The sequence below is a fragment of the Sporacetigenium sp. TC11 genome (genome assembly GCF_058146105.1).
In genome coordinates this window covers 50,895-74,976 of record NZ_JBYVNY010000013.1, presented here as the reverse complement: position 1 = coordinate 74,976, position 24,082 = coordinate 50,895, and the positions used below count along the sequence as shown (strand labels likewise).

Below are 24,082 nucleotides of genomic sequence, written 5' to 3'. Positions count from 1 at the left end.
TATGTATAATATTTTCAAAAATAAAAAATTTACTTTGCTCATAGAGCCAACAACCCTGATAATATGGCCTGTTGCTCGATTTTATTAGTTAAAAATAAAAAAAGCCTTGTGTTAATCACAAGACTTTTTAAATAATACCGCTTTTTCCGGCTTTCTCCATTATAAAGTTTTCTGCTATCTCTATATGTTCTATCGCATATCTTTGTGCTAACTCAGAGTCCCTATTTGTTATTGCATCTAATATATTTTGATGTTCTTCTATTATCTTTAATGACATATCAATATCAGATAGATAAGTTACTCTAAACCTATGAACTTGTTCCCATATAGAATTTATTAATTGAACTAATTTTTTATTATTAGTTGCATTAAATATACATTCATGAAAATCAATATCTTTTTTTAATTGAACTTCTATATCTTCATTATTTATAAGGCTTTGTTTAAATTCTTCAGCTATTTTCTTTAACTTTACTATATCTTCATCGCTGATCCTTTCTGTGGCAAGTAAAGCTGCTAGCCCTTCTAAAGATGCTCTTATCTCTAATACGTCTATTATGTCCTTTAAAGATACATTTGCAACATAAGCTCCTTTTCTAGGAAGCATAATAACTAATCCCTCTAATTCTAACTTTCTTATAGCCTCTCTTACTGGTGTTCTACTTACCCCTAACTGTTCAGCTAGTTGAACTTCCATAAGTCTTTGTCCTGGTTCTAATCTTCCCTCTAATATAGCCTCTCTTAAATTTTCAAACACTATATCTCTTAGTGGTTTGTAATCATCTAAGTTTAATTTCGGTAAACTATCTTTCAAATTCGACACCCCTCTCACTGCTTTCTACTAAATATGTCTGGTTATATTGTTCTTTTAAATTTTTTCTTGCACAAACTGCTTTTTCATATTCATCAAATAATCCAAAAACAGTTGGCCCACTGCCACTCATAATAGAACCCAATGCACCATGTTTAATCATTATACCTTTTATTTTGTTTATATCTTGATGATTATTAGACGTAACACTCTCTAGTACATTCACCATATTTTTGGCTAATAAGTTAATTTCTTGTTTTTCTAAACAACTTAACAGAAATTTATTGTCAGGTCTTTTGTCTACCTTTGTCATATCTAAATTTTTATAAACTTCTGCTGTAGATACAAATACATCCGGCTTACACACAACAATATACGACTCATTTAATCCTTTTATTTTTGTAAGCTTTTCTCCTATACCTTGAGCTAATGCAGCTCCTCCAGTTATACAAAATGGAACATCTGCCCCTAATCTAAGGCCTATATCTATAAGATCTTGTTCATTTATATTTAAATTCCACATTTCATTTAGACCTACTAGAATGGCAGCGGCGTTAGAACTGCCACCTGCCATACCCGCTGCTACAGGTATATTTTTTTGTATATATATATCTAAACCTTTGTCTATGTTGAATTTTTCTTTTATTATTTTTGCAGCCTTGTAAACTATATTATTTTCATTCAATGGAATATTTTCACTATTGCTTTTAATATTTATTTTATTATTATCATTATCCCTCATATTTATATAATCATATAAGTCTATTGTTTGCATAATCATTTCAACTATATGATATCCATCATTTCTTTTTCCTAACACATCTATAGACAAGTTGATTTTAGCTCTACTTTTTAAGTTTATATAAGCCATATGTTCCTCCTTGTATTTTGTATAACGCATAACATTTATATTATACTACAAAAACAAAAAAATAGGGCTTGATAGCCCTATTTTTTGTAAAATTAGTTTTTAAAGTTCACATACTACTTTTTTCTCTATTATTAAACATTGACCTTCTCTTAATCCATCTTCTTTTTTTATCTCATTTACTTCTATTATTTCATCTATTGTTGTATTGTATCTCTTAGCAACATCCCATATTTTATCCCCATCTTTAGCTATATATATAGTTATACTTGGTCTTAAAGACATATCTATTACTCCATGGTCTTCGCCTTTAACTATAAATTTATCCTTAACTCTGTCTAATACTTCAGTATATCTCTTAGCTTTTATACTTATATCTATTTGATCTCTATTTAAGTCATACTCAACTCTATCAACCTCTACTGTGCTATATGAACTCATAGTATCCTTATCTTGTGATAAATCTATAGTATGTTTAAATGGTATCTCCTCAGTCAATCTATAAACAGGTCTTAAACCTTCTACTGGAGTATATAGTAAATCTACCTTTACTATTCCTTCTACAGTATTTTTTCCTTCTAATAAAGAATTGTTTTCTACGAATATATTTGCATCTACATTAACTATATCCTTTATTTGTATATCTTCATTACTATTTCTTATAGTTTCTCTTATGTTGAAATACTCTACTCCGCCATCAACTATTTTATTTAATTCCACATTTCTATTTTCAAATTTTAAGTTTCTATATGGGCAATATGCATCTTGTAATACTTCTCTGGATACATCTTCACAAACTTTAACCTTAGATCTTAGTGTTGCGTCTATTTCTAGTAAACTAGCTGAGTTTTCCTCATTTTGCTTTAATGTATACATAAAGTCTACTATTTCAACCATAGCTTCTTCTCTCATGCCATCAGAAGCTCCTGGCACTTCTATAAATTGAGTAAAATCTAGTCCAAATCTGTCTAGTTCTACTAATTGTCCTTCATATGTGTATGCAACTGGATTTATTTCTAAAGTTCCACCTACTATAACCTTATTATCTGAAACTCTAGTTTCTTTTACTTTTACCTTTGGACTTAATGATACTAAAGTTTCTATTTCTTGATTATTTATAGCAACAGTATCTCTTATAACACTTTCTGATTTTTCTATTCCAACTATATCTTCATACTGAACTTCTTTTCTATGTTTTTGTATATCTTCTACTTGAGCTATATCTTTTACTATATCTATTCTTGATTTTTCAAATAAACTTCCTTTTACATTTACTAAAGCTCCTACTCTTATCTTTCTCTCATTTATTATATTGCAATCTATGTGCTCAACTTCTGCTTTTAACATATTCTCCATTTCTGCAATTATATTATCTTTTTCAACTACCTCGTTTAAATCTATTCTACCTTCTACATTAGATACAGTTTTTTTGTCTTCACTTAAGTATATAACATTATAGTTGAAGCTTCCTCTTAGTATTATCTTTCCGTCTAAAACCTCTTGTTTTTTTAAAGATATGTATCCTTCAGTCTTTATTATGTCATATACATCATCTTTCTTATCTGGAACTACAACTTCAGCCTCAATAAATGTTTGGAATCTACCAAAATCGACTCTATTATCTACTTTAATTATGTCTTTTATTAAATCCATTTGTTTTCCCCCCTGTTAAAAATATATAATATATCACACTATATTTATATTTACAAAACACAAAAAAAATTACACCTATTTTTAATAGGTGTAATTTTTTAACTTACATTTAATTTATCTTGATTTTTAAATACTTGCAGCTTCACATTAGATGTCAATAAGTCTGAATAACTATAAGATAGTCTAGTGCATCCATTTTCATCATCTACTTTTATAACAAAAACGCTAGGATATACTTTTTCAAGAATACCTTTTCTAGTTATTATCTGCTTTCTTCCCTTATTTGCTTTAAGCAATATGTGTTGACCTAAATATTTCTCTAAGTTTTGTCTTATCTTGTTTAGGGTTTGTACAGTGGCCATTTGATCACCTTCTTTAATCCTTTGATGTTTACATAATATCATATTTATCATAATTTGTCAAATGTAAACTAAATATTTTATATATTTTTTTTATAAAAGTCAATACTATACTTTTAAAAATAATATGCATTTATACATATTTTTAAAATTTTCCATTAATCATATATAGATTTCGGCATTGCTAGTCTATATTTACCTTTTGTCTCTAATCCTCCAACTCCTTTAGTACCAGTTATAGTGTGTTCAAATACTTCCTCTAGTGGAACTACCTTGTCTATTCTAGAGCATGCTATTTTTTCTACTATAAAAACAGGATCTAGCGCATGTATCATTATTCTATGAGGAGAACTTGCAAAGTTAGCTCCGCATTTTAATATCTCTTCATAGTTGGATTGACAAGCTCCTGCAAATATAACTAAGTTGTCTAAACTAGGTTCATATTTTCTTGCTTCTTTTACTGCTTTTATAAAGTTCATAGTATTTCTATAATTTGCTACATCTTTTAAATCGCCCTTGTTGTTTACTATTGAATCATGACCAGTTATAACCAATATATCTGGATTATGTTCTTCAAGAAGAGCTCTAATTTCCTTATACTGACTATCTTCTGATATAGCCTTTCCTACTGCTGGTATCCCTAGTTTAGAGTATACTTCTAAACATATTTTAAGATACTCGCTATCTCCATCTAAGTGAAGTACCTTTCCTGGTTTTCCATAGGTATTTGTTGCATTAGTATTTGTTTGTCTATAGTACTTTTTCTCTTTTTCTTTCATATCTCTCAGTACTTTATACAGTAAGCTTTCAACTTCTCTGTCTATTATATATCTATGGATGTCATAGTCTTCTATTCTTTCTAAATCATCAATGTAGGAATCTGCTAATATTCTAAGAGCTACCCCTTTTAGTACAGCCATTTTTTTCCTTGAGTCATCTTCAACAAACCCTACTATTCTAAAAACTATATCTTTATTGTGGGACTTTCTAACCACCATGTCTCCTATTCTCATTATTGTCCTCCCTTATATCAAATAGTATTAATTTATTTTATGTTCAAAAAAAAATAATGTTCCTTATATAATGAGGAACATTATTTTTAGAAATATTTCTACTCTATAATACCTTTCTTCAGAATGCAATTAACATATATTATAATTTATTAGTATTTTATTATAAAAATAAATTTTTAAATAATATGTATAAACTCTTATGAAATATATGCATAATACACTGATGAAGTGTTATATTCTCCATAATATTTTAAATTTTACAAATGTAGGAGATGATTATATGTTCGAAAATTATTTAGAAATACATGAAGAGGTTAAAAAAGCTTTAAGAGCTGGAGAACCTATTGTAGCTTTAGAATCAACTATAATATCACATGGAATGCCTTATCCTCAAAATGTAGATATGGCAAAGGTAGTTAGCAAAATAGTTAGAGATAATGGAGCAATACCTGCTACTATAGCTATAATAGATGGAAAATTAAAAGTAGGTCTTACTGATACAGAAATAGAGTTATTAGCTACAAGTAAAAATGTTGTAAAGGCTAGTAGAAGAGACTTACCTTTTATAATATCTAAAGAATTAACTGGAGCTACTACAGTTGCATCTACTATGATAATAGCAGCTCTTGTAGGTATTAAGGTATTTGCTACAGGTGGAATAGGCGGTGTTCATAGAGGCGCTCAACAAACATTTGATATTTCACCTGACTTATTAGAACTTGCTAATACTAACGTTGCCGTTGTTTGTGCAGGAGCTAAATCTATATTAGATATAGGACTTACATTAGAGTACCTAGAAACTAATGGAGTTCCTGTTATAGGTTATGAAACAGATGAATTCCCTGCATTTTATACTAGAACAAGTGGGTTTAAAGTTGACTACAGGGTAGATTCTGCAAAAGAACTTGCATTTGCTCTAAAATCAAAATGGGATTTAAATTTAAAAGGAGGCGTTGTTATAGGAAATCCAATTCCAAAAGAGTATGAAATGGATTATAATATTATAAATAATGCTATACAAAATGCTTTAGATGAGGCAGTGGAAAGAAACATATCCGGAAAAGAAGTTACTCCTTTCTTATTAGATAAGGTAAAAACTAGAACATCCGGTAAAAGCTTAGAATCTAATATAAAGCTAGTTTATAATAACGCTATGGTTGCTGCCCAATTAGCAAAAGAATTATCTAATTTATACAGAAATAAATAATAAAAAAGTTCCTAGAGAAACCTAGGAACTTTTTGTTATTCTTCTTTTAGATTAGGAACTACTTTTTTTATCTCTTCCACTTGATGCCATATTTTTTCAAAACTATTATTTGTAACATAATCTTTTAAATCATTTAAAGTGTCAAATTCCTTTGTAGCAAGATTATCATCTTCATCTATATATTTAAGTACAAACATTTATATACCTTACTTTCCACAACACTTTTTATGTTTCTTTCCACTTCCACATGGGCATGGATCATTTCTTCCTACTTTATCTTCTCTAACTATAGTTTTAGACGATTTATAAGTTTTTTCAATTTGGTTTCTTAAGTCTTGCGGTAATATATCTTTCCATCCATCTAAATTATATAGCCAGTGAGCTTCTACATGTACCATATTATAGTATAACTTTTCCCAATCTATATCTAACTTTATATTAGTATCTTCTTCTATTTCTTCTAAGTTTACTTCACTTTTTAAACTATCACTTATACCATCTATGAATCCCATAAAGTATTCAACAGATATATTGTGTTTAGATGCTAATTCTGATACTTTACCTTCTATAACTTCTGTTTTATTATTTAATATTTCATTGTATATTTCCATTTCTTTTCTTAAATAATCTTCCCAGAACTTTACTTCATCCTGTTGTTGTCCATGATTTTCGCTTAAACTTCTCCATTTTGTATATAAATTCATTTATATTCCTCCTTAGTATTTCATTAACCTCTATATTATACCATAATTAAACATATCTTTTAATACTTTTATAGCATAGTTTTGATTTATGAAAAATGGACTTGTAGCTATTGTTATAACATTAGTATTTTTTATATACTCTCTTATTTTATTTATTTTTAGTTTATAATCAATATAATCCATATCTTTAGAAAATATATCTAAATCAATATCTAGTACATAATCATCTTCGATATTAATTGTAAATCCATAAGAATTATCTATTATTATAACATCTGAAAATATATTATGGTATAATGCAGGTTTTATAAAGTTACCTACATTTAAAACATAGTTAGTATATCTAAATACATCTTCAATATTATTTATATCTATATCATAGTCTTCAGGCTCTCTCATATCCTTATGTTGATCTATATGTACTAACTTGCATCCTTTATTAAATTTTCCATTTTGCAAGCTAATTATCCAGAAATAAAATGCATGATTGTGATTATCGAATATATATATATCCTTGCTTCCTAATTTATATTTAACTATATTTTTTAATCCTATAGAACTTATTTCCTTTTCATCTTCTATCTCACTAAAAACAATATTATCTCCTATGCAAACATCACTTAAGTTACCTTCTATTAATTTTGGTACGTATATACTCTTATTTTTTCTTTCATGATATGAAAATTTATTATTTCCTATGGGCTCATTTATAAAAAATCCATTATAATGTAACATAATAACTCCTTCTTATTTTATTCTTCTTTGTAAACAATACTTATTATATACAAAATTTTATATAGCTTTCAAACAAAAATCTACATTTTTATCTATATATATATGATATATTTATTTATGTGTATTTTATTTTTGGAGGTGTACATATTGTTACAATCTTTTTTAACTGCATTTGCTTTGATATTCATTGCAGAAATGGGGGACAAGACTCAATTTCTCGCCTTAGCATTTGGCTCAAAATATAAAATGACTAGTGTCATAACTGGTATAGCTATAGGTTCTGCAGCAAACCATGGATTAGCCATAGTCTTAGGAAGTCTTTTGACTAAATTTATGCCTATAAGTGTTATTCAGATTTTTGCAGCCTTTTTATTTATATTCTTTGGATTATGGTCGTTAAAATTTGAACCTCCAGAAGATGAAGAAGATGAAACAAAGAGTAACTATGGGCCTGTTGCAACTGTAGCACTTGCCTTCTTTATAGGAGAGTTAGGTGATAAAACTCAACTTACAGCTATGACATTAGGGGCCACAGCAAGTTATCCATTGTTTACATTGTTAGGTGCTGTAACAGGAATGATTGTAGTTGGTGGTATAGGCATAATAGTTGGAAAATTACTAGGTAAAAAAATACCTGAGGCTACTATGAAAATATTAGCATCTGCAATTTTTATATTTTTTGGTAGTTTAGGCTTATACAACTCTTTAAAAGAATCTGGATATGGTTATGCTATAAATCCTATAAATATTGTTGCTTATTTGGGTATTATAACATTATTAATATTATTAGTTATTAGACATAATGCTATATCAAAAGATAGACATTATCAAGAAAAACTTGGTGAAATTCTTGCTAAATGCACCGGTTGCGGTAAGTGTTCTGAAGGTTCTTGTTCTATAAATAAAGCTAGAAAAGAATTAGAAGTTCAATACTTCGGAGAAAATATACCTTATGTTGGTGATATAATAAAATATATCGAAAATATAAATAAAAAAGATATGGATTCAGGACTAAAAATAGCAGAAACCTATAGAAAAAATAAAGGCTAAAAATTTTAGCCTTTATTTTATATTAAATAAATTCCAAGGATGTTTATCTGGTGGAGTAGATTTAAATATATGTGTCTCTTTACTTATAGGATGCACTATTTCTATAGAATTAGACCATAGCGCTATTTGTTGACCTACCTTATTTATACTTTTCCCGTATTTCTGATCTCCATATAAAGCATGTCCCCTACTTGCAAATTGTACCCTTATTTGGTGAGACCTTCCTGTTTTTAAATTTATTTTTGCTAAGCTTAAATTTTCTTTTGAGTCAATTATTTCATATTCTAATTCCGCATCCTTTGAATTTGGATATCCCTTTTTAACTACACTAACTGTATTGGTTTTACTATCTTTACATAAATAGTCTTTTAAAGTGTCTTTTTTATTCATATTTCCATGAATTACTGCGAAATAAGTTTTTTTGAAAGTTTTGTTTCTCACTTGTTCAGATAATCTAGATGCTGCCTTAGAAGTCTTTGCAAATATCATTACTCCACCAACAGGTCTATCTAGTCTATGTATAAGACCTAAATACACATTTCCAGGTTTATTATATTTTTCTTTTAGATATTCCTTTAATATGGTTAACATATCTCTATCATTGGTTTCGTCTTCTTGAGATAATATGTTAACAGGTTTTTCAACAACTAACAAATGATTGTCTTCATATATGATATCTACCATTACTTAGACTCCCATCTCCCAAATATACCACAAGGAAGCACCATATTAGATTTACTTATAGGTATCCCTAATTCTCCACCATATACTTTTCCGTGAGTATATTTTTTACCTACAGACATAGTTAGTAGATTTTCTAAAACTATAGGTGAAAAACCAGTTGTATATGAGTTTATTAAGAAAAATAATGGATCATCTGATAATATATTCATGCATAGTTCTATAAACTCATGAAGCTTTTCTTCAATTTGCCATATTTCACCTTTAGGCCCTCTTCCATAAGAAGGTGGATCCATTATTATAGCATCATATTTTTTACCTCTTCTAATTTCTCTTTGTACAAACTTGAATACATCATCTACCATAAAACGAACTTTTCTATCTTGAAGGCCTGATAGTTCTATATTTTCTTTAGCCCAAGTAACCATACCTTTAGATGCATCCACATGGCACACTTCTTCTGCACCTGCATAAGCGCAAGCTACAGTAGCTCCACCAGTATATGCGAATAAATTTAAAACTCTTATTGGTCTATTTGATTTTTTGATTTTCTCTATCATCCAATCCCAATTAGCCGCTTGTTCTGGAAATAATCCTGTATGCTTAAAACCTGTGGGCTTTATGTGAAATTTTAAATCATTATAATTTATTGTCCATTGCTGAGGATATTTCTTTTTATGTTCCCATTCTCCTCCGCCTTTACTGCTTCTATGATAATGTCCATGTGGATTTTTCCATAAGTTCCACTCTTCATCCAAAGGCCATGCTATTTGAGGATCTGGCCTTCTTAATACATAGTCTCCCCAACGCTCTAACTTTTCTCCGTCTCCTGTATCTATAAGTTCATATTGTTTCCATTTATCTGCTAATAATAACATTTCCTACCTCCTATGTAATAAACTCAATTTAAGTATTATATCATATTATTTTTTATATTTACTATATAGTTTTATTAGTTTTTCATTTTATATTCTATTAGTTTAATTTTGATTGATTTAAATTAAATAATTTATAAGTAATATATTATTATCTATGTTTAATAATATATTATGTAGTGTATAAAAATAATTAATACAATATTTACCATTAACATGGAGGTGTTTTTTATGGCAAGCGAAAAAATAATAAATGCTTTAAATAGCCAAGTTCAAAAAGAATTTTTTTCTGAGTACTTTTACATATCTATGGAGGCTTATTTCTTAGATAATAATCTAGATGGTTTTGCTAATTTTTTTAATGCCCAATCAAGAGAAGAAAGAGACCATGCGTACAAAATATTCAACTATATAGGTAAAGCTGGAGGTAAAGTAGTTCTTGAGGCTTTAGAAAAGCCACAAGCTGAATTTTCAAGTCCTCTCGAAATATTTGAATTAGCTTTAAAACACGAGAAATTTATAACTAAATCTATTCATGAAATATTAGATATAGCTATAGATGAAAGAGATCATACTACATCAGCCTTTTTACAATGGTTTGTAAATGAGCAATCAGAAGAAGAAGAAAGTATGGATAAGATAGTTAGAAAGTTAAGATTATTAAATAACAATCCTGCTGGTTTATTAATGTTAGATCAAGAATTAGCTCAAAGAGTTTATACTCCGCCAACACCAGGTCAAATTTAATTTCCAAAAAACTGTATTTAAGTAAAATACAAGTTGGTAAAGATTATAAAGGATTTATATCTTCCTTTAATGTAATAATATTATTGAGTCTAAGTTAAGACTTAATAATAAATTAGAGGAGGATTTTTTTATGGATAATAAAAACTTAGGTACTGAAAAAGATACTTCTAGAAGAATAGATCACTTAGTTAATTTAGTTGATAAACATACTAGAACTGAAAGACACCTAGAACAATATTCTAGTATAAGTTCTCCTGAATCTTTACAACGAGCTAAAGAAGTACAACAAAATAGAGAATCTGAAATAGAGAATCTTAAGAATATAATAGCTTATGGAAATCATCCTAAAGCAACAAGTGAATACGAAAGCGTTCAAAAAAGATACGAATATGCACAAGGTTATTTGCAAAATAACAAAGATCATATAAATAATGAAGATTTACAAAAACTAAAAGAAAAGCAAGAGCATAGACAAGAAAGATTAAATGAATTTAAATAATATATAACTCTACATACCTTCTATGCATATATTAATCAATAATATGTATAGAAGGTTTTTATGTATTTTAAAAAAATAAGCCCCATAAGCTAATGGGACTTTACTTAAACTCACTCCATATAGGTTTTATATTTCTCATAAGTATACCTACTAGTGTAATGTATAATAGTATCTGAGGAAACTCTTTTATTGTAAATGATATAGCACTAGTTATTAGTAATGCTAATACAAACCAATATACTCCCCATTTTCTAAAATAAAATATACCTATTACTGATGTCATTCCTACTACTGACACTACACCTAAAGTCAAAAATACATTGGTTTTTATAGAGTCTAGATCTAGCGGAACTACATATATATAAGTTAATACTATGAGAGATAATGCAGTATAACCTATAAGAGATATTAATAAATATAATTTAAAACCATTACTTAATTGCTTTAACTTGTTGTCCATTATATTCAAACCTCCTAAAAAGAGATTTCCTTTTATTAGGTTTACCAATATATATATCTATAATTCATAGTAATTCATTTAAATATATTGGATATTCCTGAAATTAAATTATCCTTTAAAATTTAAAACTTTTATTACTATTATTATATTCATTTCCATTATTAATGTTATATTATATTTTTTTCTTTAAAGTTACATATAGTATATATCCTATAGATAAAGATACTGTAGTTAATATTATTGAAGTAAGTATTTTATATTGAGGTATATTTTCTTTTATAGAATATCCCATTTTTATTACTTCTACTTTTTTTGCATGGATATCTAAATCTCCACCATGTTCACTACAAGCTCTATTAAATGTTCCTTTTACCTGTATTATATCTCCTTTATTTTTATATCCTCCATATATTTTTATCTTATCACTATATTCTTTTGGCATCCATACACCAATAGCATTAGTTCCATCATTAATATTTATCCAAGCATATTCTCCTCTTTCTAAAGCCTCTCCTATAACTTCTCCCTGTACAGTAATTGTTTTTTTATCTAATTGCTTTGCATTTTCAACTAAATCATTTAGTGTATATTCTTGAGCATAACTTCTAGATGATAATAAAATTAATGTTGTTATACATATTAGGGATATATTTTTTATTATCTTGCCCATAATTTTTTAATCCCTCCAATTGTAAATCCTATAAGTGCAAATACAGATATAAACTCTAACCTACCTAAATACATAGCTATTATATAGTAAATTTTAAGTCCTAAAGGCATAGCAGCTGATGTGATTCCTATAGATAACCCTACATTTCCAGTTATTGAAGCTGATTCAAAAGCAGAATCTAAAAGAGGATATCCATAGTAAGTACCCATTGCTGTGCCTATTACAAATAAAAACACGTAACATATTATTATCAATCCACTTGATTTAATTATATCACTATCTAGTACTTGCTCTTTTATGTGATGAAATTTAAATATTTTTACTCTTCTTTCTGATACTAAAGATTTTTTTATATCAGCTATAAGCCCTTTGAATACTATCCCAACTCTTAGTCCTTTAAATCCACCTGCAGTAGAACAAGCAGAACCACCTATTAGCATGGCTATTATCATCATAACTATAGCAAAATCTCCCCATTCTAGGGCATATTGTCTAGCATAAACACTCATAAATCCTGTAGTAGTATGGGCTGATAATAGGTGATATACTCCTTTTCTAAACATAGATATTGCATCTGGATATACATTAAGTTTAGCTAAGCCTTGAACTGTTAAAAATGATAATATTATTACTGTTATAAAAAAACTTTGAGTTTCTATATTTTTATATACCTCTTTTTTGTTTCCTTTCCATATTGCATAGTGTAATCCAAAGTTTAATGATCCTAGTATGAAAAATATTATAGTTAAAATTTCATATGAAAAACTATGATAATATAACATATTTTGGGTCATTGGAGAAAATCCACCTGTACTCCAAGAAGATGCAAATATTGAAAATGCATGGAATAATGCATTTAGTGGCTCTAACCCTATTACTATTCCATTTATCCATAAAGCCGTTGTTCCTACAAAAAGATATACTAAACTTATAATCCATATAATTCTAGCCGTTCCCTTTACATTAGGAACTAATTCTATATCTTTTCCTTCTCCTACATACATCTTATAAGCCCCTTGGGCACTTCCAAATAAGAATGTTATACCAAGAACAACCATTCCTTGACCACCTACAAAAGTAAGTATATGTCTCCATAAATTAAGACTTATACTTACATGGTCTAAGTCTTGTAAAAGGAATACTCCTGTAGTTGTAAATCCACTCATAACATCAAATAGTGCATCTATAAATGAAAGCATATGCCCACTTAAAAAATATGGTATAGAACATAATACCATAAGTACTATCCAAGACAAAGCCGCTATTATAAACCCGTGTTTCCATTGCATTTCTACTTTTTCATTATTTATACCACCTAATATCATAAGTATAAAACCAACTATTAAAGATATGTTTATGCTTATAATAAAATCAAGTAAGGGTTCAAATTCTTTTAAAAATAAAGCTGTTAATATAGGTATTAGCATAAGTAATGCAGTTCCTATAACCATATATCCAGTATAATAACTTATTATCTGTAAATCATTTATACTTCTCTTAGCTCTTTTCATATTATTACCTCGCAATTATAAAACTAGATCCTATTAATAGAAATGTTATTAATAAACTCATATATACTATTTCACTTAATACTCCATTTACTATATCTTTTTTGTGTAACATACTTCTCCCTCCAAAAAATTATTTAGAGAATTCGTCAGCTAATAACTTAAATATATCATCTTCTAAATTCCCCATGGCACTACTATCCGTAACTACTAATACCTTATCCTTATCTTGTATTAATGTATGCCCTTTAGGATATACAACTTGTTCGTCTCTAAATATGGAAACTATTACACATTTTTCTGGCATACTTATATCTTTTATATATTTGTTGCACCAATCGCTTTTTCTATCTATAATTATTTCTACTAATATCATTTCACCTCTATCAAAAGTTTGAACTATTTTTATTTTGTCATTTTCAAATTCCCATTCTATTAAGTTTGATATTACTTGTGTGCTGCATACAGTATTGTCGACTCCTAAGCTTTTGAATACATTTTCATTTTTAGGATTATTAACTCTAGCTATAGTTTTTTGTATATTAAAGTTAATCTTAGCCATTTCACATACAACTAAGTTTTCTTCATCTTTTCCAGTAACTGCAGCAACTACATCTGCTATATCTATATCAGCATCTTTTAGTACATTTATATCAGTTCCATCACCACATATAACATCTATATCTAATTGTTCAGATATCTTATTACATATATCTTTATCTTTTTCTATTAATGTTATCTCGTGTTTTCTTTGTTTTAATGTCTTTATAAGATAGTATCCTACCTTACCTCCACCTATTATAATAATTTTCATATCAGCACCTTCTTATATTCTAGATTTTAGGTCTTCTACACCTAGCTTAATAGGATTTATATAATCTATATCTAAAGATTTATATATATGCTCTTTATTTGTATCTGACACTTTTGCCATAACCTTAGGCACATTAAATATATTCTTTGCTATTTGACATGCAGTTATATTTATACTGTCATTTTGTGTTAAAGCTAAGAATATATCTGCCTTTTTTATGCCTGCTTCAATTAATATGTCATTATCAAATTCGATACCTAGCATTCTAGTTGCATTTAATCCTGTCCCTAGGGAATCTAATCTTTCTTTACTTCTATCTATTATAACAACATTATGACCTTCATCTGAAAATTCCTTTGCTATGAGACTTCCTGTTCTTCCACACCCTGCTATAACTATATACATGTTTATCACCTCTGATATATTGTATTCCCTCAGTATATTTTTTGCAATTTCCTAAAATTAATGTATCTGAAGCCTTATACTTCTTATCTAGTCTATATTTCTTTATTTTATATCCATATCTAAGTTTTTCTTATCTTTTCTCAAAGAACTAATCTAAATCATATAGATATGAAATAAAAAAATAAAGACGATTATAATCGCCTTTATTCTTCTAAAACCTCATATATTTTCTTAAATATATTACCTTCTTTTTCATTTGCTTTTTTGTAGTATAAATCTGATAATCTTAAGTACACTTGTTTATCCAGCGGGTTAATACTTAACTGTTTCTTTAGCGCCTCAATTTCTTCATCTAAATCTTTTTCTTCTATATTTATTTCCTCTAATATTTTATTTATTTTATCTGCTGTAAATGGCTTTTGTACATAATAGACAGCTCCCAACTTAGTACATTCTATAGCATTTTTTACAGTTGCATATGCGGTCATTATTATTACTGGAATTTTTATCCCCTTAGTTCTTATTGTTCTAAAAACTTCGGTTCCACTTATTTCCGGCATTTTTATATCTAAAAAAGCTAAATCAAAAACTTCATTTTCAAATAATTCAAGTGCTTCAGCTCCATTTTTCCCAACAACTACATTAAATCCATGTAATTCTAAACATGTAGTAAGTAATTCTCTTATATTTTTAGTATCATCTACCACTAGTACCTTTTTCAAAATTTAACCTCCCTATATTCTAATAGGTACATAAAAAATGAACTTACTTCCTTTTCCTAATTCACTTTCACACCATATGCTCCCATTATGTGATTCTATAATATTTTTACATATATATAATCCTAATCCACTACCTTCTATTCCATCATCATTTTTAATTTGAACAAATTTATCAAATATCTTATTTATATACTCTTTAGGTATACCCTTGCCTCTATCCTCTATCTCTATATATATTCTACCTTTCTTATTATAAATTCTTATAATTATTTCTCCCTCATATTCACTATACTTTATAGCATTAGATATTAAGTTATTTAAAACCCACGTAGCCTTTTCCTTATCAATATATATATTAGGCATATTTTTTTCTATATAGGAATTGATGTTTATCTTTTTATAACTTATTGATTGACTAAGATTACTTAATGATTCATTTAATATATCTATTATATTACACTTCTCTATATTTAATATATTATCCTCAGATTCTATATGAGAAACTTTTAATAAGTTACTAACTAAATGAGATAGCTTTTCTCCATCTTCTTTTATTGTGTTTATTATTCTTTTCTGTTTATCATTTAAATGACCAATATTTTCATTAGAAATTAGATCAGCTCCCATAACTATAGATGTTAGCGGTGTCTTAAGTTCATGGGATATAGAGTATATAAAGTCTGTTTTTACTATTTCTATTTCTATTAGACTAGTTATATTTCTAAGTAGTATGACTATATTACTTACTTTACCTTGTGTATCTTTAATTATTGTAGCTATTATATTAAAGTAATATGTTTTATCATTTATATATAAACTGATTGTCTTTTTATTTATATTTTTACCATTTGCTAGATTCCATACATATTCGTATATATCATTATTTTTTATAGCCTGAAGCAAATGATTTCCTATAGAATCTTCTGCTTTTATATTTAAGTATTTCTCACATGCATCATTAATTAATTGAATTTTATAATCTGAATCTAATACTATTAGAGGATCTAATATACTTTTTACTATAGCGAATGATTTATTATTCTCTTCTAATAGTTTTCCTAATGTGCTTTGTTCAAACTCATATAACCGTCTTGTCATATTATTAAATTCCTTAGCTAGTTCTCCTACTTCATCTTTAGATAATATTGGAGCTTGTTTATCTAAGTTCCCTTGTTTTATATCTTTAACCGTCTCTATTAATGCATATATAGGATTTAATGCTTTTTTTATAACTATACTTGATATTAAAAGCGCTCCTACTACTCCTAAAATAGATATTATAGATATCCTATTCATCGAATCTATAGCTTTCTTTGTTACAGACTCCTTGCTCTTAAACATCGCTGACTCATTTATTTCATTTATTTTATATAAATTGGTTTTTATATTCTCATATATTGGAATTAATTCATTTTTATAATAATTATTAGATTGTTCTATGGTACTATTATTTTTTATTTCTTGTAACCTAGAAAAAGTTTTTATATATAAAGCATAGTTATTACTTAATTTTTGTAACTCAGGTCCTTCTTTGTCTTCTGTTATATTGTTATTTGCTATATTAAATGATTCTAAAAATAAAATATTGTTTTCATAAAACCTATCGATTCCATCTTTGGCATCAATATAAAGATATTCACTTGTAGCCATATGTTGAGCATTTAGATATCTCAACATATTTGTAGAAGCATTTATACTTTTATAGTTATCTACCATCAGGCCATCTATAGATTTACTCAAAGAATATAAATTTACTATAGATGATACTCCAATAGCAGCTATTGCAAGTATTAAAAAAATATAAAGAACTGTTATCTTACCTCTTAAACTCTTTATCATTTTATCTCCTTCTTTACAAAATTTTACATATTATATAATAATAAAAAAAATCAGCGATTATCAAGTCCCTGATTTTTTTACTGTGCCATATTAATACTTTTAAACTTTCGCTATTCATTTTTTTTCATAACTTCCACAATAATCTTTAGCGTGTCTAAAGATGTAATTACTTCTGCCCCAAATTCTTTAGCTAACCTTAAGTGATCCTTAGTTGACTAAAATTACAAGATTTACATTTTCTTCATTGAATATTTTCAAAGCATCTTTTCCATCGTCTCGTTCTAAAGCCTTATATTCATCTTGATCATTAATGGTTTAAATTAATTTATATTTTTTGGGGTATACGTGAAACATTTATTAAATCAATCTTTTAGTATTATGCTTGTTTCATAAGATTTACCTAATTTATCTTTTAATCCAAGTTTTTTTGTATATATATCCTTTTCGTAGTGATCACATGCTATATAAATATGTCTTAATACTATTCCCATATCTATTTTATTCATGTGTTCTGATTTATTTTTATGCATTCCTATTTTTCTGTATAAGTTTATACATCCATTTCCTTGATAAAAAGTCCATGGTTGTGAATTCTTAAAAGATGGAGCTAATCTAGCAGCTTCTAATATATCTTTCCACTTGTCCTCTATTTTTTTACATATATCTTTTTTGCTTCTTCTTTTAAACTCATCTATATCTTTTCTAAATAATTTTTCATTTTTATCTGCATAGCCAAAAGCTATCATTATGACAGGTATATGACCATCTCTTATATCTATACTTTCTTCTATAATTTTTTTATTAAAAGATGAATCTATCCAACATGTTCCTAATCCCAATGTTACTAACTCTAATAATACCTTTTGTAGTGTATATCCTGTATTTTGTAAATATCCATCTTTTTCTTCTGATGTTACAATCATATAATAGGGAGAATTTAACCTAAATGTTTTATTCTTTTTAACTTTATCTTCTCTCTCTACTATATGTACTTCTATATCTATATCTTTATCTAAACCATCTAAATTCTCTTTTATATCTTTTATTACTTGCATTAAATCATTATTTATTCTTTTATTAGAGTACTTTTTTATAGATTTCCTATAATAAATTGCATCATATATGTCCATACTTAGCCCCCTTAACCAAGTTATAATTGATTTTATTTAAAAATTTTCAACAAAAAGACGGGATTATAATCCCGCCTTTTATTTATCTATAGCTAGTACTAATTCTCTAAGCACCTTACACGCTACAGCAGTTGAAGTTCCACTTGGATCATAGTGAGGAGATAATTCTACTACATCCGCCCCAACTATGTTTAAATCTTTTATATCATTTATAGCATCCATCATTTCTTTAAATGTTATTCCTCCTGGTTCTATTGTTCCTGTTCCAGGGAATATAGATGGATCTAGTATATCTAAATCTATAGTTATATATACAGGTTTGTCTTTAAGTTCTTTTACAGCTTCCTTCAAACCTTCACATGAAAACTTTGTAAGTTTGGTATGTTTTTTTGCCCATTCAAACTCTATTTTTTCTCCAGATCTTATTCCAAATTGATATATCTTTCCGTCTCCTAAAAGATCCCACGCCATTTTTATTACTGCAGCATGAGATAGCTTTTCTCCCATATAGTTTTCTCTTAAATCTGTATGAGCATCAAAATGTATTATGTGTAAATCTGGATATTTTTCATATATTGCTTTTATCGGAGAATATGAGACTAAATGTTCTCCTCCTATCATAACAGTTTTTTTTCCATCTTCTACTATGTTTTTAGAAAAATCATATATTTCATCTAAAACCTTTTGAGGATTTCCAAATGGAAAATCTAAATCGCCTGCATCAAATACATTTACATCCTCTAAATCTTTATCTAGATATGGACTATAAGTTTCAAGCCCATATGATTCATTTCTCATTATGTTTGGAGCAAATCTAGTTCCTGGTCTGAATGATGTTGTTCCATCAAAAGGCGCTCCAAATACTACTATTTTTGATTCATTATATTCATTATCAAACCCTATAAAAGTAGATACATTTTTATTCAGCTTCATTTTCTAGCATCTCCCTAACATAGCTTGGTAATGCAAAACATCCTACATGTAAATCTGTGTTATAGTACTTAGTTTTTATTCCTAGTGAATTCCATTTATTAGCATCTAAATCTTTTATAGGATCTAAATCCTTAGATGCAAATCCAAATAACCAATGCCCTGATGGATACGTTGGTATATGACATTGATATACCTTTGATATAGGGAATATATCTTTTATTTTATTATGAGCTCTTCTCATTTCTCTAGCATTGTGGGCAAAGTAAGGACTTTCATTTTGGTTAACTAATATACCTTTTTCTGTCAATGCCTTAAAGCAGTTTGTATAAAATTCTGTTGTAAATAGCCCTTCGCCAGGTCCTATTGGATCAGTAGAGTCTACTAATATTAGATCATACATATTTTCTTTTCCCTTAACAAATTCTATACCATCTTCAAAATATAAGTTAACTCTTGGATCTTCTAATTTTTCAGCTGTTATTGGTAAATACTTTTGAGATACTCTTACAACCATCTCATCTATTTCTACCATATCTATCTTTTCTATTGTAGAATATCTAGTTATTTCTCTTACAGTGCCGCCATCTCCGCCACCTATAACTAATACATTCTTTATTTGAGGATTAGTTGCCATAGCTACGTGAGAAATCATATCATGATATACAAACTCATCCTTTTCGTTAACCATAACAAGTCCATCCAAAGTAAGCATTTTTCCGAATTCTACTGTGTCTATTACATCTACTTTTTGAAAGTCACTTTGTCCAGAAAATAAAGTTTCTTTAACTTTTGAAGAAAATCTAACATTTTCTGTCCATTCTTCTGTGTACCATAATTCCATGAGAAATTCCTCCGTCCATTAGTTTATACATTGGTTTTATAATTACTATATATATTATTGGTTATTATTTTGTATATTATTACTCATTTACTATTGGTTTATGACATACAACTACATCTTCTTGTATTCCAGAAAATCTCTTAACCTTATCAACTATACCTCTAGCAACTTCTGTAGTTTCACTTCTTTCAGCTTTTAATGTTCTTTCTAAATAATCAAATGCATCCCATGGATTTACTGTATCTCCACAAGTAAATAAGTCTACTGAAGCATATCCATACTCTGGCCAAGTGTGTATTGTTAAATGAGATTCTTGTATTATAACAGCCCCACTTACTCCCCATGGATTAAACATGTGGAATACACTTTCAACAACTGTGGCTTTAGATGCTTCAGCTGCTTCTACCATATATTTTTCTACTAATGTATGATTATTTAATATATCCTTATCACAGTTATAAAATTCAACTAATATATGTCTTCCTAATTGTTCTATTTTCATTTTTATTCTCTCCTTTACATTTATATAAATTTTATTCTTTTCATAATGTGTCTTAGTGTATTTATTATTTGAAATATTATAAAATTAATTATTGTATTATTTTCCACTTTTAAGTTATTAAACAAAATAATAAGCCCTATTATGTTATTTAACAAAGGCTTTTATTTGAAATTTATTTTGTTTCATTTTAGTAAACTAATAGTTATTTAATGTGTTTCATTTTGGTAAACTAAAAGTTTCTACATATTAAATATAATGTTTTTTGAAAATTTGTCAAGGGTTTTTACAAAAATAAAGGAATAAAGTTATAAAACTTTATTCCTTTACTTTTACATACCTAATACCTTTATAGTTTCAACATCTGGATCTTCTGTATCTGACAGCATACTATGCTGAGTTTTTAAGAATTTTATATAGCTTATTATTTCTTTATTTATTCTCTCCCCTGGAGTTACTATCGGTATTCCCGGTGGATAAGCCATGATTGATTCTCCGCTTATTTGTCCCTCTGCATCATCAAGCTTTATTACTTTTTTTCTAGTATAAAAAGCATCTCTTGGACTTACTACTATCTCTGGATTTTCTAAGGCTATATTTTCAAATTCTATAGGTTTAGTCTTATACTTACTAGATATATCCTCTAAAGCTTTAACTAATGCAATTATGCTTTCTTCTGTATCACCAACACTTATTATTGCTAATACGTTACATACATCTCCTAGCTCTAATTGTATATTATATTCATCTCTTAATATATCGTATACTTTAAATCCTGTAAGCCCTAAACCTTTTACACAAACACTTAACTTCGTTTCGTCAAAATTATATACACCAGGATTTCCTATTAGTTCTTTTCCAAAAGCATATAATCCATCTATTTTATTTATTTCTTCTCTAGCTTTTCTTGATAATTTTAAAACTCTATCTAAAATTTTATCTCCCTCTGTTGCAAGGGCTTTTCTAGCCACGTCCAAACTAGACATAAGAAGATAAGATGCACTTGTTGTTTGCGTTAGATTTAATGTAGTTCTAACATGTGTTTTATCTACAAGACCTTCATTTAATAAAAGTACTGAACTTTGAGTTAAAGATCCACCTGTTTTGTGTACACTAACAGCTGCCATATCTGCTCCAAGACTCATAGCTCCCCTAGGTATTTCCTTATGAAATCCAAAATGAGCTCCGTGTGCTTCATCTACTAATACAGCTAACCCATGATTATGAGCCCTTTTTATTATCTTTTTTAAGTCAGAAGTTGCTCCATAATAAGTAGGATTTATAAGAAACACAGCTTTCGCATCTGAATTTTCAGCTATAGCCTTTTCTATTTTTTCAACTGAAACTCCCATGCTTATTCCTAAGTTGTAATCTACTTCTGGTTGAACATAAACAGGTATAGCACCACATAATATAATTGCATTTATAGCTGATTTATGAACATTTCTAGGTATTATTATTTTATCACCAGGCTTACACATGGCCATTATCATAGCCTGAACACCTGATGAAGTTCCGTTTACTAAAAAGAATGCATGGTCAGCACCATATGCATTAGCCATTAAGTTTTCTGCTTCCTTTATAACACTTATAGGATTACTTAAGTTATCTAAACATTTCATAGAGTTAACATCTATTTCTAAAACAGTGCTTCCTACGTAATTTCCAAACTCTTTTAATCCATTTCCATGTTTGTGCCCTGGCACGTCAAAAGGTGTGACATTTCTCTCATGATAAGATTTTAATGCATCGAATAATGGAGTTGTATTTTGGTCTATAATCATCTTATCTTAACCCCCTTTGTGTCTAGAATTTTTCAAATTAGCTTTAATATTAATATTTCTGTACTCAATTGTCAATACTCATTAACTAAAATTAATATCATAGTTTGTATCATCCCTGTATAGTATGTATTCTTATAAATTTTTATTAATCTATTTGTATAAATATAGAATATTTTTGACTACGATTATTGTTTACAATCATCATTTAGGAAACTTACAATATATCTAAAGGCCTTATTTTTATTTTAGTGGGGGGATTAGTAATATGAAAAAAATACTTATAACTGGTGCACTTGGTCAAATTGGATCTGAGTTAACAATAAAATTGAGAAATGAATATGGTAAAGATAATGTTATAGCTACAAGCATAAGAATGCGTGAAGATAATGATGTTGTAAATAGCGGTCCTTTTGAAATATTAGATGTTGTAGATATTAAATCAATGGGAAATATAGCTAATAAATATAATGTAGATACTATTATACATCTGGCATCCTTGTTATCAGCTGTAGGTGAACAAAAACCTCTTCATACTTGGGACTTGAATATGGGCGGACTTATTAATGCCCTTGAAGTGTCTAAAGAACTTAACTGTCAATTTTTTACTCCAAGCTCTATAGCTGCATTTGGCCATAATTCTCCAAAAGATTACACTCCACAAGATTCTATACAAAGACCTAGCACTATGTATGGAGTAACTAAAGTCGCTGGAGAGCTATTGTGCGATTACTATTTTAATAAATTTGGAGTAGACACAAGAGGAGTCAGATTTCCAGGCCTTATATCTTATATGACACCTCCTGGAGGGGGTACAACTGATTATGCAGTAGATATATACTATGAAGCCCTAAAAAATAAAAGTTACGATTGTTTTATAGCTAAAGATACAAAAATGGATATGATGTATATGCCTGATGCTCTGCAAGCTATAGTAGATTTAATGGAATCTGACCATGAAAAACTAGTACATAGAAATGCATTCAATATAACTGCTATGAACTTTACACCTGAAGAAATATCAGATGAGATAAAAAAACATATACCAGACTTCGAAATAGCTTATAATGTAGATCCTATTAGACAATCAATAGCAGATTCTTGGCCTAATTCGATAGATCCAACTTGCGCTATGGTTGAATGGGGATTCAAGGTAAATTATGATTTAGCTAAAATGACTGATGACATGTTACAAAAGCTAAGAGAAAAAGGTATAAGTTCAGAAGTTAGTCTTGCTTAATAAATTAACATAGGATAGCGTTCTAGCTATCTTATTTT

27 protein-coding genes are annotated in these 24,082 nt (G+C 28.2%); 5 read left to right on the top strand and 22 right to left on the bottom strand.

The features are described 5' to 3' along the window. Positions 1 to 127 precede the first annotated feature (127 nt). The 5 genes from ACUSRV_RS15230 to yabG form a co-directional block, all read right to left on the bottom strand. Positions 128 to 814 carry a GntR family transcriptional regulator gene (locus tag ACUSRV_RS15230; RefSeq protein WP_490142823.1) on the bottom strand — a complete coding sequence of 229 codons (687 nt, stop codon included), beginning with the start codon at positions 812 to 814 and terminating at the stop codon, positions 128 to 130. After that, a complete protein-coding gene (ispE, locus tag ACUSRV_RS15225) occupies positions 804 to 1,682 on the bottom strand; it encodes a 4-(cytidine 5'-diphospho)-2-C-methyl-D-erythritol kinase (RefSeq protein WP_490142822.1) in 879 nt (292 codons plus the stop codon). Before ispE ends, ACUSRV_RS15230 begins: the two co-directional genes overlap by 11 nt. Before the next feature lie 99 nt (positions 1,683 to 1,781). Further along, positions 1,782 to 3,332, bottom strand: coding sequence for a DUF3794 and LysM peptidoglycan-binding domain-containing protein (locus tag ACUSRV_RS15220; RefSeq protein ID WP_490142821.1), 1,551 nt, complete (start codon positions 3,330 to 3,332; stop codon positions 1,782 to 1,784). Between the two features lie 98 nt (positions 3,333 to 3,430). Further along, entirely contained in the window at positions 3,431 to 3,694 is a 264-nt protein-coding gene (locus ACUSRV_RS15215; RefSeq protein ID WP_490142820.1) for a Veg family protein, read from the bottom strand. 155 nt (positions 3,695 to 3,849) lie between these two features. Next, the gene (gene yabG, locus ACUSRV_RS15210; RefSeq protein ID WP_490142819.1) at positions 3,850 to 4,704 is read right to left on the bottom strand and encodes a sporulation peptidase YabG; all 855 of its coding nucleotides are present in this window, start codon (positions 4,702 to 4,704) and stop codon (positions 3,850 to 3,852) included. Between the two features lie 280 nt (positions 4,705 to 4,984). Here yabG and ACUSRV_RS15205 point away from each other — a divergent pair, with 280 nt between their 5' ends. Further along, positions 4,985 to 5,911, top strand: a complete 927-nt coding sequence (locus tag ACUSRV_RS15205; RefSeq protein WP_490142818.1) for a pseudouridine-5'-phosphate glycosidase — start codon at positions 4,985 to 4,987, stop codon at positions 5,909 to 5,911. Positions 5,912 to 5,946: 35 nt separating this feature from the next. Here the strand turns inward: ACUSRV_RS15205 and ACUSRV_RS15200 are convergent, their stop codons facing one another. From ACUSRV_RS15200 to ACUSRV_RS15190, 3 genes are read right to left on the bottom strand one after another with little or no spacing between them, the layout of a single operon-like run. Beyond that, positions 5,947 to 6,108: a hypothetical protein gene (locus ACUSRV_RS15200; RefSeq protein WP_490142817.1), complete on the bottom strand. Its 162-nt coding sequence runs from the start codon at positions 6,106 to 6,108 to the stop codon at positions 5,947 to 5,949. 9 nt (positions 6,109 to 6,117) lie between these two features. After that, positions 6,118 to 6,615: an SEC-C metal-binding domain-containing protein gene (locus tag ACUSRV_RS15195; protein ID WP_490142816.1), complete on the bottom strand. Its 498-nt coding sequence runs from the start codon at positions 6,613 to 6,615 to the stop codon at positions 6,118 to 6,120. Positions 6,616 to 6,645: 30 nt separating this feature from the next. Further along, the gene (locus ACUSRV_RS15190) at positions 6,646 to 7,350 is read right to left on the bottom strand and encodes a peptide arginase family protein (RefSeq protein ID WP_490142815.1); all 705 of its coding nucleotides are present in this window, start codon (positions 7,348 to 7,350) and stop codon (positions 6,646 to 6,648) included. Positions 7,351 to 7,497: 147 nt separating this feature from the next. Here ACUSRV_RS15190 and ACUSRV_RS15185 point away from each other — a divergent pair, with 147 nt between their 5' ends. Beyond that, positions 7,498 to 8,400: a TMEM165/GDT1 family protein gene (locus ACUSRV_RS15185; protein WP_490142814.1), complete on the top strand. Its 903-nt coding sequence runs from the start codon at positions 7,498 to 7,500 to the stop codon at positions 8,398 to 8,400. A gap of 12 nt (positions 8,401 to 8,412) precedes the next feature. Here ACUSRV_RS15185 and ACUSRV_RS15180 read toward each other — a convergent pair whose 3' ends face one another. Beyond that, positions 8,413 to 9,084 (bottom strand): RluA family pseudouridine synthase, encoded by a 672-nt coding sequence (locus ACUSRV_RS15180; protein WP_490142813.1) that lies wholly within the window; start codon positions 9,082 to 9,084, stop codon positions 8,413 to 8,415. Next, a complete protein-coding gene (locus ACUSRV_RS15175) occupies positions 9,084 to 9,959 on the bottom strand; it encodes a class I SAM-dependent methyltransferase (RefSeq protein ID WP_490142812.1) in 876 nt (291 codons plus the stop codon). The genes ACUSRV_RS15180 and ACUSRV_RS15175 overlap by 1 nt, the downstream gene beginning before the upstream one ends. 228 nt (positions 9,960 to 10,187) lie before the next feature. Here ACUSRV_RS15175 and ACUSRV_RS15170 point away from each other — a divergent pair, with 228 nt between their 5' ends. Both ACUSRV_RS15170 and ACUSRV_RS15165 read left to right on the top strand, forming a co-directional pair. Further along, positions 10,188 to 10,703: a ferritin gene (locus ACUSRV_RS15170; protein WP_490142811.1), complete on the top strand. Its 516-nt coding sequence runs from the start codon at positions 10,188 to 10,190 to the stop codon at positions 10,701 to 10,703. A 130-nt stretch (positions 10,704 to 10,833) separates the two neighbouring features. Further along, positions 10,834 to 11,202, top strand: a complete 369-nt coding sequence (locus tag ACUSRV_RS15165; RefSeq protein WP_490142810.1) for a hypothetical protein — start codon at positions 10,834 to 10,836, stop codon at positions 11,200 to 11,202. A gap of 100 nt (positions 11,203 to 11,302) precedes the next feature. Here ACUSRV_RS15165 and ACUSRV_RS15160 read toward each other — a convergent pair whose 3' ends face one another. The 12 genes from ACUSRV_RS15160 to ACUSRV_RS15105 form a co-directional block, all read right to left on the bottom strand. Next, positions 11,303 to 11,662, bottom strand: coding sequence for a hypothetical protein (locus tag ACUSRV_RS15160; protein ID WP_490142809.1), 360 nt, complete (start codon positions 11,660 to 11,662; stop codon positions 11,303 to 11,305). A gap of 172 nt (positions 11,663 to 11,834) precedes the next feature. Then, positions 11,835 to 12,332 carry a hypothetical protein gene (locus ACUSRV_RS15155; protein ID WP_490142808.1) on the bottom strand — a complete coding sequence of 166 codons (498 nt, stop codon included), beginning with the start codon at positions 12,330 to 12,332 and terminating at the stop codon, positions 11,835 to 11,837. Beyond that, a complete protein-coding gene (locus ACUSRV_RS15150) occupies positions 12,320 to 13,843 on the bottom strand; it encodes a TrkH family potassium uptake protein (RefSeq protein ID WP_490142807.1) in 1,524 nt (507 codons plus the stop codon). The genes ACUSRV_RS15155 and ACUSRV_RS15150 overlap by 13 nt, the downstream gene beginning before the upstream one ends. A gap of 130 nt (positions 13,844 to 13,973) precedes the next feature. Beyond that, complete coding sequence (locus ACUSRV_RS15145) at positions 13,974 to 14,654, bottom strand: potassium channel family protein (protein WP_490142806.1); 681 nt, start codon at positions 14,652 to 14,654, stop codon at positions 13,974 to 13,976. Between the two features lie 12 nt (positions 14,655 to 14,666). After that, a complete protein-coding gene (locus ACUSRV_RS15140; protein ID WP_490142805.1) occupies positions 14,667 to 15,059 on the bottom strand; it encodes a potassium channel family protein in 393 nt (130 codons plus the stop codon). Between the two features lie 203 nt (positions 15,060 to 15,262). Continuing rightward, positions 15,263 to 15,781 carry a response regulator gene (locus ACUSRV_RS15135; RefSeq protein WP_490142804.1) on the bottom strand — a complete coding sequence of 173 codons (519 nt, stop codon included), beginning with the start codon at positions 15,779 to 15,781 and terminating at the stop codon, positions 15,263 to 15,265. A gap of 12 nt (positions 15,782 to 15,793) precedes the next feature. Further along, complete coding sequence (locus tag ACUSRV_RS15130; protein ID WP_490142803.1) at positions 15,794 to 17,620, bottom strand: HAMP domain-containing sensor histidine kinase; 1,827 nt, start codon at positions 17,618 to 17,620, stop codon at positions 15,794 to 15,796. Positions 17,621 to 17,982: 362 nt separating this feature from the next. Continuing rightward, on the bottom strand, positions 17,983 to 18,750 hold the full coding sequence (locus ACUSRV_RS15125; RefSeq protein ID WP_490142802.1) for a nitroreductase family protein: 768 nt from the start codon (positions 18,748 to 18,750) through the stop codon (positions 17,983 to 17,985). A gap of 78 nt (positions 18,751 to 18,828) precedes the next feature. Then, the gene (speB, locus tag ACUSRV_RS15120) at positions 18,829 to 19,683 is read right to left on the bottom strand and encodes an agmatinase (RefSeq protein WP_490142801.1); all 855 of its coding nucleotides are present in this window, start codon (positions 19,681 to 19,683) and stop codon (positions 18,829 to 18,831) included. After that, positions 19,670 to 20,524: a polyamine aminopropyltransferase gene (gene speE / locus ACUSRV_RS15115; RefSeq protein ID WP_490142800.1), complete on the bottom strand. Its 855-nt coding sequence runs from the start codon at positions 20,522 to 20,524 to the stop codon at positions 19,670 to 19,672. Before speE ends, speB begins: the two co-directional genes overlap by 14 nt. 79 nt (positions 20,525 to 20,603) lie before the next feature. After that, a complete protein-coding gene (gene speD, locus ACUSRV_RS15110; protein ID WP_490142799.1) occupies positions 20,604 to 21,026 on the bottom strand; it encodes an adenosylmethionine decarboxylase in 423 nt (140 codons plus the stop codon). A 329-nt stretch (positions 21,027 to 21,355) separates the two neighbouring features. Next, the gene (locus ACUSRV_RS15105; RefSeq protein WP_490142798.1) at positions 21,356 to 22,807 is read right to left on the bottom strand and encodes an aminotransferase class I/II-fold pyridoxal phosphate-dependent enzyme; all 1,452 of its coding nucleotides are present in this window, start codon (positions 22,805 to 22,807) and stop codon (positions 21,356 to 21,358) included. Positions 22,808 to 23,072: 265 nt separating this feature from the next. Here ACUSRV_RS15105 and ACUSRV_RS15100 point away from each other — a divergent pair, with 265 nt between their 5' ends. Continuing rightward, on the top strand, positions 23,073 to 24,044 hold the full coding sequence (locus tag ACUSRV_RS15100; protein ID WP_490142797.1) for an L-threonine 3-dehydrogenase: 972 nt from the start codon (positions 23,073 to 23,075) through the stop codon (positions 24,042 to 24,044). The last annotated feature ends 38 nt before the right edge of the window (positions 24,045 to 24,082 follow it).